Raw genomic sequence first — 14,557 nt, 5'->3', positions numbered from 1 at the left:
CGTAATAACTAATCCCAAAACAAAAACCAGCCTCACTCTTAATTGAGCCAGGCTGGTTTTTTGCATCATAAAAATAAGGACCACCCCTAAAAGTCATCCCTATTCATACATCAATCTATTATAAAGTCATTGTTTTTTCATTATCGCTTGCTTCATGCGGTAAAATTCCATTCAAGATAATTCCAGTAATCGCACATAAAGCAGTCCCCGTTAAAGTTACTGGTCCTAATTCTAACATTGCACCACCCAATCCTAAGACTAACATTGAACTAGCAATAATTAAATTACGCACCTTACGAAAATCCACTTGTTCCTCAATCATTACCTTCAAACCATTACTTGCGATAACCCCATATAATAAAATCGCCATACCACCAAGAACCGGCGTCGGAATCGTTGAGATTAAAGCTGTAAACTTATTAAAGAAACTCAAGCAGATCGCAATCACAGCCGCATTTCTAATAACAGATACTGAAGCAATACGTGTCATACCAACAACCCCAGTATTTTCACCATAAGTTGTATTGGCTGGCCCACCGATAAAAGCCGATACTGCTGTTGCTACACCATCCCCCAATAAAGTACGATGCAATCCTGGTTTTTGTAAGAAATCACGTCCACAAATCTCACTCAATACTGTGTGATCCCCAATATGTTCAGCAATCGTCACCACTGCAACCGGCAAAATCGCCCATGTTTCAGGACCAAAGTATAAATCATAAGTATTGAACACGCCATCCGTACTAAATGGTAAATAAAAATCAGGCAAAGCAAACCATTTCGCTTCAATAACTGGTGTAAAATCAACTAAGCCAATTACTGCTGCTAAGATATACCCCCCAATAATTGCAAATAAGAATGGAATTAACTTAAAGAATCCACGTCCTTTCGTATTAATATAAGCCGCAATTAAAAACGTCACCGTTGCAACTAACATATTACGCCAATCGCCATCTTGCACAAAGCCCGCATTTGTCACTGCAGAACCAGCTAACCCAAGACCAATCACCATAATCATCGGCCCAATCACAATCGGTGGCAAAATCTTTTTAATCCAAGCAGTTCCCACGAAACGAACTAACAATGCCACCAATACATACGTCAACCCAACTAAGACAACCCCAGTCTGAGCAGCCTTCACATCACCACCCATTTGCTCCTTAGCAAAAGCCATCGCCGAAATAAACGCGAATGATGAGCCTAAATAGACCGGAACTTGAAATTTAGTAGAAATCATATACAAAATCGTCCCAACCCCCGATGCAAATAAAGCAACTGACACCGGCATGCCTAAAATCAACGGCACTAAAATGGTCGCTCCAAACATCGCAAACACATGCTGTAAACTCAATAATAATCCTTGCAGAAACGGTGGTTTGTCCTCCACATCTAAACGTAAATCAACTTTTGATACTTGTAACTCCATCTTTCCCTCTTTTCCGGGCATAAAAAATAAGCCCTAGTTATTTTGGCAACAGGGCTTAAGGTATACTTGTACTATTTGTGCGCCTTTTTCACCTCTCTGGATGATTTTAAAAGCCCGTGCTTAGAAAGTATATTACCACCACAGGCAAAAAAATGCAAGCGAAATCATTTTAATTTTTTAGCGTCCAAAAAGTTTAGCCTTCCCAACGAAAATTCGTCGCCAACTCGCAAACCAACATACAAAAAAACGACCACCCCAATCCGAGGTAGCCGACAAGTATCCTTCTAAAAGTACTCACAATAAAATCTTCCCAGTTAGTTACGAAAGCTTTCTTTGCGCTTGGCTTTCTTTAATATACGTGTATAATAAACAATCACGATAACGATTATATAGTGGTGTATCCGTCATTTGAGCAATACGATTCGTTAATAGAATAAAGCCTTCTTGATGTGCTAGATTCCACACAACCGCCGTACCAGTAAAGCCAGTATGACGCAACCATGCTTCACCATCCACCACTTGTAAATCCCAGACCAACGAACGACCAGCACAACGACTCGGCGTCCAATCAGACACTAACTTTTCAACTGATTCTTCCTTCAATAGACGTGCCCCATTCATACCTAGTCCTTTATGCAATAACATCTCCATATACTGAATCATACCATCGATTGTCGCAAATAAGCCCGCACTACCACAGCTACGTTTTAAGACACTAGCTTTAGGATCATGCACTCGTCCAGATAGATACATAGACTCACTTTCCAGATATTCAGTTGGCACACTTTGATGCTTAAAGATTGGACCATATTCCATCTCCGTAATCCCTAAAATATCTAAGACCCGCTCTTGAAAGACATCTGCTAACTGTTGACCGGTTACTTTTTCAATGACTTTACCTGCCAAGACTAAACCAGTATCCGTATACTTCATTGTTTGATAGAAAGTATCAGTCTTTGGCAATTGTAATAAAGCCTGCACCAATTCATCAGCATTCAATTGGTCACGATTAGGAATAAACCCAGCCAAACCAGAAGTATGTGTTACTAAATGACGAAGGGTAACCTCTTTTTCTTTGGCTTCTGGAAAATACTCCACCAAAGCTGTATCCAAATCTAATTCTCCTAATTCAATCATTTGTAATAATAACGTTCCCGTCACAACTGCTTTCGTCACTGAAGCCAAATCATAGTACATACCATCATGCAAAGTAACCCCACTATTAGGCGTCATCTTACCAGCAATCACTTTTTCAACAGTCTCACCTTTTAAAAACGCCACACTATATCCCGGAAAAACTTCTTCTTCAATATATTCTTCTAATAATGTCTTTGTCTTTTCATACATACTATTTAACCACCTATACCTTATTTTTGCCTGATACAAATAAACCGATTAGCTTATATCCTTATTCATAACTATTTTATCCCGCAATCTCAATCTCTTCTTCCAAATCATCCAGTGTTTCTGTGGCAAATTCTGCAACATATTCACGTGGAATACGATCACTCAATAAACAGACCACTTCATAGCCAATTGTACCACCATGATGTGAAACCTCCTCAGCTGTAATCAGATCCTCGCCACTCTTACCAATTAAGGTCACCTTTGTCCCTGCTGGATAATATTCTGGCAAACGAATCATCATTTGATCCATACAAATACGACCCGCCACTGGACAACGCTTGCCATCCACTAAGACTTCTAATGTATTGTACGAGCGCAACCATCCATCCGCATAGCCAATCGGTAATGTCGCAATCCATTCAGACTCTTGACAGACATAAGTTGCCCCATAACTAATTGTATCGCCTTTATGTAATTGTTTCACATAGACCATTTCCGTTGTTAAAGATAGAGCTGGTTCTAACGCAACCGGTAAAGGTAACTCACCATTTGATGGATTAATACCATACATCGCTACGCCATAACGTACAATTGATGATAATTCTGGACGGTGCCATAAAGCCCAAGCTGAATTCGAACAGTGAACATATTTTGGTAACTCATTAAAACTATCCACCAATTCCTCAAACTTCGCTAATTGAGCTTCTACATGTGCTGTATCTTCATCATCTGCCTTCGCAAAATGTGTAAAGACACCCTCTAACGCAAAATACTCATGATGACTAGTAATAAACTTCTCAACTAAACTAATGCCACGCTTATTACGAACACCAATACGCCCCATACCAGTATCCAAAGCAAGATGCACATGAAGTGGTGGTAAGGTCTTACCAGAATCCATCATCACCTTACTTGCTTCTAATAACCAATCAACAGAACTAATCGTCGCCGAAATCTGTTGCTCAGCAAAAATAACCGCATCCTCACTACGAGAAATTCCCAATACTAAAATCGGGTCGCTAATACCAGCCTCACGCAATTCTAACGCCTCATCCAAAACAGCCACACAAAAACCCGTTGCCCCGCCAGCCTTAGCTGCTAAAGCCGTCTCCACTGCACCATGACCATAACCATTCGCCTTAACAACCGCAAATAATTCTTGATTTGGTTCTAATAACGCCACACGATTTAAGACATTTTGCTCAATCGCTTTTGTATTTACTGTAATTTTTGTATTTCTATGTACTGCAGGTTTCATAAATTTCACATTCTTTCTCTAATTTTTATCTATTATTCATCCTCAAAAATAATATAAGCAAAAGCCGTCTCTTTCGTATGCGATAAAGACAGATGCACCTGCCCCCTAAAAGGTCCCTTTGTTACAATCGGCTTACCCAGTTCATCCCACAATACCTCAATATCCAAAAAAGATAAACGAGCACCAATCCCCGTACCAAAAGCCTTTGAATACGCCTCTTTTGCCGCAAAACGCCCCGCCAAAAATTCAAGCTGACGAACACCTTTTAATGAATGGAAAATCTCTAACTCATTAGCAGTCAAAATCCGCTCACAAAAACGACCATTACGCTCCCAGACTTCACGCACACGACTTAATTCAATCGCATCCATTCCAATTCCACTAATCGACACATTTTCCACCCCTTTAAAATTTCTCTCATCTAAATTGTACCAAAAATCCCAAAAATTTCTATATCAAAAAAGCGAACCACCCGATAATATCACATCTTTTTGACCAGTATTTTCTATAATGGTTACTAATAGCTGCATTAAAGCCTCAACCATCAACTCTTTTGACATCGAAGGAAGAGTTGGACGACTCACCACTTGCTTTGGTAAATACGGCAGATGTACAAAACCAGCCAACATTTCTGGAAACTCCTGATCCGCTAAAAATAATCCCTGATACATCACATGATTACACACAAAAGTCCCTGCCGAATTCGATACTTGAGCTGGAATCCCCCTAGCCTCTAAGTCACTCACCATTCGCTTAATCGGCAAATTACTAAAATAAGCTGGTGCGCCATTCTCCTCAATCACACAATCAATCGGTTCTTGCCCCTCGTTATCAGGCATTCTGGCATCATCTATATTAATTGCTACACGCTCCACACGAATCGCCGATACCCCACCAGCTTGCCCTACCGACAATAGAACATCCGGATTTTCACGACGAACCGCTTCCATTAATACCGTTCTTGATTTCTGAAAAACAGTTGGCAATACCACTTTCACTATTCGATGCGCTAGTAATTCATTTGGTAATAAATTCACAACTTCTAAGGCTGGATTCACACTTTCACCACCAAAAGCATCAAAAGCCGTCACCATTATTTTCACGCACTCACCCCATTCCCTTCACTTTATAAAATGATTCTAACAGTTTTCTAAGAATAATACTATTTCACAGCAAAATTTTAAAAAAACTTAACTCTATTCTAAAAACAATGATAACGCTATCCAGTTAGATGTGAACAATTTATCAAGCAGTTATTTGCCTTGTAAATCGTAATTATGTCGTTTTTCCAACTTTTTCATAGGAATTTCTCTTTTCATTACGATTTTTTTCTTTTTTTGTTTAAAAATTGTTTACTATTACACAAAGACTATGTATAATCAAGACGTAAACAAATAAATTAAAAAAATTTAGGAGGTTTTCAACAATGAAAGCAATCGTTGCAACAAAAGATCATAAAGCAGAAGTAGTCGAAAAGGAATTACGCCCATTACAAACTGGTGAAGCATTATTAGACATGGTGTGCTGTGGGGTTTGTCATACTGACTTACACGTTAAGAACGCTGACTACGGCGATCAAACAGGTCGTATTTTAGGTCATGAAGGTATCGGTATTGTACGTGAAGTAGCTGAAGGCGTAACTTCATTAAAAGTTGGAGACCGCGCAAGTGTTGCATGGTTCTTTGAAGGATGTGGACACTGTGAATATTGCGTATCAGGACGCGAAACATTATGTCGTACAGTTAAAAACGCTGGTTACACTGTAGATGGCGGTATGGCACAACAATGTATCGTAACTGCTGATTATGCTGTTAAAGTTCCAGACGGATTATCATCAGAAGCAGCAAGTAGTATTACATGTGCTGGTGTGACAACTTATAAAGCAATCAAAGAATCAGGTGTACGTCCAGGACAATGGATTGTAATCTCTGGTTTAGGTGGATTAGGTAACTTAGCATTACAATACGCTAAAAATGCATTTGGCGCTAAAGTAATCGCAGTAGATATCAATGAACGTCAATTAGAATTCGCTCGTGAATTAGGTGCTGACATTGTTGTTAACCCATTAAAAGAAGACTTAGGTAAATTCGTACAAGAAAACTGTGGCGGAGCTCACGCAGCAGTAGTAACAGCTGTAAGTAAAGCAGCTTTCAATGATGCAGTTAACGCAATCCGTGCAGGAGGAACAGTAGTAGCTGTAGGTTTACCAGTTGATACAATGGACTTAAGCATTCCTCGTTTAGTATTAGACGGAATCAAAGTTGTTGGTTCATTAGTAGGTACTCGTGAAGACTTAGCAGAAGCATTCCAATTCGGTGCTGACGGAAAAGTTGTACCACGTTGCCAATTACGTCCAATGGAAGACATCAACGACATCTTCACAGAAATGGAAGAAGGAAAAATTAAAGGACGTATGGTTATCGACTTAACAAACGCATAATCAACCTCTCATATATTTATATATCTAAAAGCGCAGGAGTTATACAGCTCTTGCGCTTTTTTGTATAGAAAAAATAAATGATGCTATTGAAGAATTTCTTCAACAACATCATTTATTGTAAAACCAAGATTAGTTAGTTTTTAAACTTATTATCTAATAAATCATATAACATTTGATATTCGCTATCTTTTTTTACTAGCTCCCTATATTTAGTTATTGCATCTAACAATCTTGAAATATCAGAAAAATACTCATACACATATTTGTATTCTTTTATCTTTTGTATTTTCAGAATTTGTTTACAATATTCTGATGGTTTCAACTTCGATTTCTGATATTTACTATACTGACCTTCTGATATTATAACTAATATCTCGATTTCCGGTGCAGTGATAACATTTTTCACTTCAAATTTCCCTCGGTATTCTCGTTCTATTTTTTTGGGAATTGTAAAACTTTCCCTTTTTGAATCTAGAATTCTATAAATGTATACTTTTTCTGAAAATGATAATCTCATATGCTTATCAAAAAAATTCTTTGCACTTCTTGTCCTATGCACTTTATTTTCTAATAAATCTTTTTTACTCAATTTCAACAATTTATTATCAAGTAATACATCCAAAATCGCTTCTTCTGCTGCACCCTCGCAAATAATTGCATACATTTTATTCAATCCACCTCTCTCATCTTGCCACTGTAGTTATACGTTCTTTAAACACCTCTTGCAAACTGTTAACTATTTGATAAGATGGAGCAGTATCATCTAACAAACCATTGATAAAATACACACTTCTACGCATATCTTTACGTTTTAATATCTTTGATAATTTTTCAATCTTAATACCTTTATGCTTACTCACAATATAAATACTATCATTACGATCTAAATTATCTAACAATTCCGTATAATGCGTTGAATAAATCAAAGTCGCTCCTTTTACATTAACGTGACGATCCAAGAAGAATTTCAAGAGCGTTGCAATAATTTCGCGATTGAAATGATTTTCTAATTCATCAATTATTACATAGCCACCTTGCTCCAAGACTAATAAAGCATTCATAAAAATACCGCAACCTTTAATCGTTCCAGAAGATAATATATTTTGTAAATCTGATAAGGAATCTAAACGAATAGCCTGATCATCATGTACAAATTTCAGTAGCGGTCTAAATGATGTACCACTCTTTTCAAAATGTAGATACTCAATACTCGGATCTAAAAATTGAACTAATTCTTCCGGCAAATCTACAATTCCCGATAACACATTAAAATCTGTATAACTTAACACTTCATTATAGAATACATTCTTATATTCCTTACGCTTATAGAAAGTATTCAACAAACTAACATCACAACTCAAACTCAAAAAGATATCATCACAACGTTCCGCTTTCAAACGTGCTTTTTCTTCAAAATTAAATAAATCCTTTTTAGTCTTAACACTACCAACACTCTTAGTAAATAATTTTTCATCTACAATGACATATTTCAACTTACTATCCAATGTTTTATCTGCAGTCCGTTCAATTGTTGTGACTAACTTTAGAATCTCATTAGTTTCCTCACTGAACAAATAACTAATAATAGTAGCCTCTCCTCCTAATGGCAAGGTCAAAACATTGTTATCCCCACCAAAGTTAATCTTAGGTAACACATTGATTGATTTGGCTTGCAGCAAATACATTACAAATGACAAAACATTTAGAATTTGAGTCTTACCAGAAGCATTCAAACCCGTAAAAGTAATTGTTTTATTCAAATACACATTCTTAAACAAATGCACCATCTCATGATTATCTTCTTGAGAAACACGTCCTTCTGCAAAAAAATCAACTTCTAATGCATCATCAAACAACGGTAAACCTTGTGCCGTTACTCGTAATAACTTCATACGAAATTCCTCCTTTTATTTACCTAAAATACTATCATACCCCATCATATAAATCAAATAAATACAAGAATCTGTAATTACCACCCCGTCAGATGGCTTAGGGTAGACTTATTTCAATACAACTTCTACACGAAACTAAAGATTAAGAGATTGCTCTCGATACTCTTTCCACAAAAAAACTCCCCAACCACCCGAAAGTGATTAGAGAGTATCAGTTCTAAATTATAGACGTACTGCAAAGCTTGGTCGGTTGTATTGGAATGTACTGAATTGTACTGTTTGACCAAATGTTGGAGCGTGGATAAATGTTTCATTACCAGCGTAGATTGCTACGTGATAACTTGCACCAGCTGCTCCCCAGAATAATAAGTCTCCTGGTTGTGCTTCACTTAATGAAATACGAGTTCCTGCATTTTCTTGGTTATATGTTACACGAGGTAAGTTAATACCCATTTGAGCGTATACATATTGTACTAAACCAGAGCAGTCAAAACCTGATGGAGTAGTTCCGCCCCATACATAAGGAACACCAATGTATTGTTGTGCGATTGCAATTGCGCCACCAGCATTTGATGGAGCTAAGTTTTTAGATGCTTCAGCTTGTTGACGAGCTTCTTCGCTTACTGATGTATTAGCACTTGATGCTTTATCAGCAGTATTATTTAAGTCAACTGAAGGAGTATTATTTGTATTAGTTGATACAATTGTTTCTTGATTAGAAGTTGTTTCTTTGGCAACAGGTTGTTGAGCTTGTTGACGAGCTTCTTCTGCAGCTTGATTTGCTTGTGCTTCTTCTTCGGCAGCTTTTTGTGCCGCTGCTTCTTCTGCTAAACGTTTTTCTTCAGCAATACGAGCTTCTTCTGCTAAACGTTTTTCTTCAGCAATGCGAGCTTCGTAAGCTTCTTTTTCTGCAACTAAACCATCACGATTAGCAATTGCTTGTTGTTCTTCTTCAGATAAAGTAGCTAAAGTTGCTGAATATTGTGCCATTGTATTATCTAATTCTTCTTTTAATGTTTCTAATTCATAAGCCATTTTTTGTTGTTCTAATAATTTAGCTTGTTGTTCTTGTTCTTTAGATTCAACTGCTGCTTTATCAGCTGCTTGTTGGTTCATTAAATCACGGTTCGCATTAACTAAATCCATAACAACTTCTACACGGTTAATCACATCAGTAAATGAATCAGCATTTACTAAGAAATCAACATACGTACGTGCTCCATTCACTTGTACTGCACGTGCTTGATCTTCTAAACGTTCTTGACGCTCAGAAATAATTGTTTCTAATTTAGAGATTTCTGATTGTAATTGATTAACAGACTCTAATGTATTTTGTTGTTGTTGTAATGTTGCCATAACACGTTCTTTTGTTGTATTAATTTTTTGAGTTAAGGCATCAATTTCACTTGAGACAGATGCTTTTTTATTTGCAATATTTTCAATTTGTGAGTTAGCTGAATCAATTTGTTGATCATAATCTTCAGCGTTAATTGCTGGCGTGAATGCTGCTAGTGCAACAAGTGTACTTGCTGTTACTGCTGTTAAAAACTTCTTATTCACTGTAATACCTCCATTAATTAGTTGTTTATATATATTTAATATTATTTTAATTTCTATTTTGCCACGGTTCTATACTATCACAGCTAGCCCAAAGTTTGTTGACTTTTTCCAAATTGACTCGTTATTGTAACTGAACTGTAATATAACGTTGGAAAGTGTTACCAATATAACGTTGGACGCCATCTTAATGATTTATTCCCACTATATTATAGTCAAAAACAAAAACTTCATCTTTACCCATTGTGCAGACAATATTCATTTTACCATAAATCAATACCCCAAACAAAAATTTCAATAAGGGTTCTTCTACTGTTGACTTTCCCTCTATTTCTTCCTATACTAATAGTACATTAATTCAAATAGAAAGCCTTGAAGAAGCGCAGTAGTAATGGGATTTTCGTGATAAAGAGAGCTATCGGTTGCTGAAAGATAGACACGCCCCCTTATGAATTACACTTTGGAGCTACTGGATAACCAGCGTATTTCTGCGATAAAGAATAAGAGTGGGTATTTGTCATGAATACCAAACTGGGTGGTAACACGGAAATTTCGTCCCTATGGCATTGTGTCATAGGGCTTTTTTATTGCGATGACGCAAACTGAATCCTTCTATTTTAAAATAAAACTACAATCAAAGGAGATAAACAAATGAATATTATTGATGACTTACAATGGCGTGAAGCCGTAAACCAAATGACTGATGAAGAAGGCTTGCGCAAATTAACAGAAGAAAAAGCTATCTCATTATACTGCGGTGTTGACCCAACTGGTGATAGTATGCATATCGGACACTTAATTCCCTTTATGATTATGCGTCGTTTCCAATTAGCTGGCCACAAACCAGTTATCCTAATCGGTGGAGCTACAGGATCAATCGGTGACCCAAGCGGACGTCAATCTGAGCGTGTCTTACAATCAATGGAACAAGTACAACACAATGTAGAAAAATTAACAGCCCAAATGAAACGTTTATTCTTAACAGACGACGAATCAACTGCAGCCGTTCGTTTAGTAAACAACTACGACTGGACAAAAGATATCTCATTATTAGACTTCTTACGTGACTACGGTAAAAACTTCAACATCAACACAATGTTAGCAAAAGACATCGTAGCAAGCCGTCTAGAAGTCGGAATCAGCTTTACAGAATTCTCATACCAAATCCTACAATCAATGGACTTCTTACACCTATTCCGTAACGAAGATGTCCAATTACAAATAGGCGGCGCTGACCAATGGGGAAATATTACGTCAGGTTTAGAATTAATCCGTAAACAAGTTGGAACAGAAGCAAAAGCATATGGCTTAACCATTCCATTAATGCTAAAATCAGACGGCACAAAATTCGGTAAATCAGCAGGTGGTGCGGTATGGTTAGATCCAGAAAAAACAACACCTTACGAGTTCTACCAATTCTGGGTAAACCAAGACGATAAAGATGTTATCAAATACATCAAATACTTCACATTCCTAGAGCGTGAAGAAATCGAAGAACTAGCCAAACAAGTTGCCGAAGAACCACATAAACGTGCAGCCCAAAAACGCTTAGCCGAAGAAGTAACACGTTTCGTACACGGCCAAAAAGCATTAGATGACGCCCTAAAAATTACACAAGCCCTATTCACAGGTGATGTAAAAGGCTTATCAGCAGATGAAATTGAACAAGGATTTAAAAACATGCCAACATTTAAAGCTGCTAAAGCAGAACAAAACCTAGCAACATGGTTAGTCGACTTAGGCATCGAACCAAGCCGCCGCCAATCACGTGAAGACATCAAAAACGGCGCAATATCAGTCAATGGCGACAAAATTACTGACTTAGAATATGTATGGACACCAGATAATTCATTCGAGGAACGCTTTGTAATTGTCCGTCGTGGTAAGAAAAAATATTTCTTAGTAAAATTAGCTTAAAAAAGACTATTACTTTTTTATTGGATAATATGCTATAATATTTCCATATGTATTTGATCCACTCAAAGAAGAACACATGTCAAACTATATTAAATAGAACAGGAGCTGAATACGTTGAAAATAGCTATTGTAACCGATAGTACAGCTTACTTATCCAATGAAGAAGTACTAGCTTCAAATATTCATGTCTTACCATTGTCTGTCATTTTTGGACAAGAGACTTACTTAGAATGTATCGACTTAGGATATCAAGATTTTTACAATAAAATGAGAACTTCAGACATCTTCCCAACAAGCTCACAGCCTGCTTTTGGCTATGTCTTAGAAACTTTTGAAAATTTAGCGAAGGATTATGACGCAATTATTTCCATTCACTTATCAAGCAAGATTAGCGGTTCTTACCAAACAGCTTGCACGATTGCCGATGAACTAAAAGATATTATCCCAATCTACCCTATCGACTCAGGAATCAGCTGTGCACCACAAGCACAAGTCGTACGCCTAACCAAACAACTAGCTGACCTTGATTACACACCTGAGGAAATCTTACCACTATGTCAACGATTATTAGATGACACCCATGATTATTTCGTGGTTGATGACTTAAATAATTTACAGCGTGGCGGACGATTATCAGCCGGGGCAGCTATGATTGGTTCCATGCTAAAAATCAAACCTGTCTTAACCTTTGTCGATAAAGAAATCGTTGTCTATGAAAAAATACGCACACAATCTAAAGCCATGAAAAGAATTGATACCATTGTTTCTGATACTATAACAGACCAAGGCCAAAACTTTGAAGCCTCAATCATTCATGCCAATTGCCCAGAAAAAGCCCTAAAATGGAAAGAAACATTACAAAAAGAATTCCCACTTTTAGAGATTAAAATCGAGCAATTTGGACCAGTTATTGGTACACACTTAGGTGAAGGAGCCCTAGGATTAGGATGGGCACCCAAGTTAGAAAACTATCGATAATCCTTTCTACCAGCGAACTCGTTTTGCTGGTATTTTTTGTGGCTACATCCTATTTAATATCCCTAAAAATCACTATATTTATCAAATAGATGCTTGAAAGAATCCTCTAAAACTGTTAGAATTATAAAGCTTTACTCGGTACTAGACTTTTGGTTGTGAGCCCTATCAGACTCGCTGCTAAACGCCTTCCCCAAAGAGTTACTAAATACTGTTGGAGATTTTATTCATTCAAAAAAACTGACAATCTCCACAATAAAACTTAAGAAAGAGGTGGATAGTATGCAAAATACTAACAAAAATACTATGAAAGGTCTTGGTTTAGTGCTAATCGCAACATTCTTCTGGGCAACCATGGGAATCACCAGCCAAAACTTAAATAGTGCTCATTTATCATCGATTCAAGTAGCTTTCACACGTTGCTTACAAGCAGCCATCTTTACAACGATTGCTTTAGGAATCAAAAACCGTAATGCTTTTAAAGTAGACTGGAAAGGATTATTATTCTGTGCTTTTTACGGAATTGTCGGATTTGGTTTTGCTTTTGCATTCTTTAGCTTAACAGTTGAACGTTTGCCTATCGCAGTCGCAACTGTTTTAATGTTTTCAAATCCAATTTGGGTAACCTTATTTGGTAAATTATTCTTTAATGATTATGTCGGTTTGAAAAAAATCATTACCATTTCAACATGTGTCTTTGGTTGTATGCTAATTATTAATATTTTTGCACCAGGAAATTCTAATTTAAATATTTTCGGTGTTATTCTAGGTTTATTAAGTGGGATTACCTTCGCATCACAATTAGTTATTCCACGTTTTGCAAATGGTAAATATTCAAATGATACATTATTATTATATGGATTTTGGGCAGCGACTATTTTCTTAGGATTTTTCAGTGATATCCCGAACTTGAACTACTCAATCATTCATGCAGCTGATCCAACATACGTTATCTTAAACTTATTAGCAATTGGTTTCTTATCAACTTATATCGCTAATTCATACTACATTAAATCAACTGAATTTATCGGTACTACATTACCAAGTATCTTAGTAGCCTTTGAACCAATCTTTGCAGCTATCTTAGCATTCTTCGTTTTAGGAGAAACCATTACCGGCATACAAATCTTAGGTGCTGCCTTAGTCGTTGTATCAGTCGTTGTGATGCAAGTCGATGAAGTACCCGCATTCCTAAAAAAATTCACATCAAAAAAATCAATATCAACTGATAAATAAATTCACTAGCTTTCTCGATGAACTGTCGGGAGAGCTTTTTATTTGGCTAAAAATGCAAAAAATAATCGATTCGTGCGGAAATAGTGCAATAGTCTGCAAAACTCAATAATTCGTACAGATACTTTGCCCAAAATTACAAAAACTAACGATTCAAGCATAAACTTGCCTAAAACTGTAAAAACTAGCGATTCTAGCAAAAACTTGCCCAAAACTGCAAAAAACTAACGATTCTGAAAAAAACTTGCCCAAAACTGTAAAAACTAACAATTCAAGCAAAAACTTTGCCAAAAACTGCAAAAATTAACGATTCAAGCAAAAACTTTGCCAAAAATTACAAAAACTAACGATTCTGAAAAAAACTTGCCTAAAACTGTAAAAACTAGCGATTCAAGCAAAAGCTTTGCCCAAAACTGCAAAAACTAACGATTCAAGCAATTCCCTACACCCAATTAATCAGTGGAACCTTCAATTCATCATCCTCTTCTTGGGCAACTTCTTCCACCACATGA

At 36.8% G+C, this 14,557-nt stretch carries 12 protein-coding genes and 1 other annotated feature; of the genes, 4 read left to right on the top strand and 8 right to left on the bottom strand.

Translation table 11 applies throughout. The annotated features are described in order from the left end of the window. Nucleotides 1-118 precede the first annotated feature (118 nt). From BMX09_RS03240 to pcp, 5 genes are all read right to left on the bottom strand, one after another. Nucleotides 119-1,426, bottom strand: coding sequence for a uracil-xanthine permease family protein (locus BMX09_RS03240; RefSeq protein WP_177159514.1), 1,308 nt, complete (start codon nt 1,424-1,426; stop codon nt 119-121). Between the two features lie 318 nt (nt 1,427-1,744). Beyond that, nucleotides 1,745-2,773, bottom strand: coding sequence for a serine hydrolase domain-containing protein (locus BMX09_RS03235; protein ID WP_089746268.1), 1,029 nt, complete (start codon nt 2,771-2,773; stop codon nt 1,745-1,747). A 76-nt stretch (nt 2,774-2,849) separates the two neighbouring features. After that, nucleotides 2,850-4,031, bottom strand: a complete 1,182-nt coding sequence (gene alr, locus BMX09_RS03230; protein ID WP_089746312.1) for an alanine racemase — start codon at nt 4,029-4,031, stop codon at nt 2,850-2,852. A gap of 32 nt (nt 4,032-4,063) precedes the next feature. Further along, nucleotides 4,064-4,423, bottom strand: a complete 360-nt coding sequence (gene acpS, locus BMX09_RS03225) for a holo-ACP synthase (protein ID WP_281242663.1) — start codon at nt 4,421-4,423, stop codon at nt 4,064-4,066. A 63-nt stretch (nt 4,424-4,486) separates the two neighbouring features. Next, complete coding sequence (pcp, locus tag BMX09_RS03220) at nt 4,487-5,134, bottom strand: pyroglutamyl-peptidase I (RefSeq protein ID WP_089746267.1); 648 nt, start codon at nt 5,132-5,134, stop codon at nt 4,487-4,489. 323 nt (nt 5,135-5,457) lie between these two features. Here pcp and adhP point away from each other — a divergent pair, with 323 nt between their 5' ends. Beyond that, entirely contained in the window at nt 5,458-6,471 is a 1,014-nt protein-coding gene (adhP, locus tag BMX09_RS03215) for an alcohol dehydrogenase AdhP (protein ID WP_089746266.1), read from the top strand. Between the two features lie 133 nt (nt 6,472-6,604). On the opposite strand, the gene BMX09_RS03210 is transcribed toward adhP, so the two are convergent. The 3 genes from BMX09_RS03210 to BMX09_RS03200 form a co-directional block, all read right to left on the bottom strand. Then, the gene (locus tag BMX09_RS03210; RefSeq protein ID WP_177159513.1) at nt 6,605-7,135 is read right to left on the bottom strand and encodes a hypothetical protein; all 531 of its coding nucleotides are present in this window, start codon (nt 7,133-7,135) and stop codon (nt 6,605-6,607) included. Nucleotides 7,136-7,154: 19 nt separating this feature from the next. Next, on the bottom strand, nt 7,155-8,363 hold the full coding sequence (locus tag BMX09_RS03205; RefSeq protein WP_089746265.1) for an AAA family ATPase: 1,209 nt from the start codon (nt 8,361-8,363) through the stop codon (nt 7,155-7,157). Nucleotides 8,364-8,585: 222 nt separating this feature from the next. Further along, nucleotides 8,586-9,923 carry a C40 family peptidase gene (locus BMX09_RS03200; RefSeq protein ID WP_089746264.1) on the bottom strand — a complete coding sequence of 446 codons (1,338 nt, stop codon included), beginning with the start codon at nt 9,921-9,923 and terminating at the stop codon, nt 8,586-8,588. Nucleotides 9,924-10,283: 360 nt separating this feature from the next. Continuing rightward, nucleotides 10,284-10,483: a binding site (T-box leader), on the top strand. Nucleotides 10,484-10,571: 88 nt separating this feature from the next. Between BMX09_RS03200 and tyrS the strand changes: the two genes are divergently transcribed. The 3 genes from tyrS to BMX09_RS03185 all read left to right on the top strand — a co-directional run bounded on the left by tyrS (nt 10,572) and on the right by BMX09_RS03185 (nt 14,048). Beyond that, entirely contained in the window at nt 10,572-11,837 is a 1,266-nt protein-coding gene (gene tyrS, locus BMX09_RS03195; RefSeq protein WP_089746263.1) for a tyrosine--tRNA ligase, read from the top strand. Nucleotides 11,838-11,951: 114 nt separating this feature from the next. Beyond that, nucleotides 11,952-12,815, top strand: coding sequence for a DegV family protein (locus tag BMX09_RS03190; RefSeq protein ID WP_089746262.1), 864 nt, complete (start codon nt 11,952-11,954; stop codon nt 12,813-12,815). Between the two features lie 279 nt (nt 12,816-13,094). Beyond that, complete coding sequence (locus BMX09_RS03185; protein ID WP_218138912.1) at nt 13,095-14,048, top strand: DMT family transporter; 954 nt, start codon at nt 13,095-13,097, stop codon at nt 14,046-14,048. The last annotated feature ends 509 nt before the right edge of the window (nt 14,049-14,557 follow it).

The organism is Granulicatella balaenopterae, assembly GCF_900111135.1.
Lineage (GTDB): Bacteria > Bacillota > Bacilli > Lactobacillales > Aerococcaceae > Granulicatella > Granulicatella balaenopterae.
The sequence above is the reverse complement of the archived record's forward strand: the minus strand, read 5'-3'. Positions and strand labels throughout refer to the sequence as shown.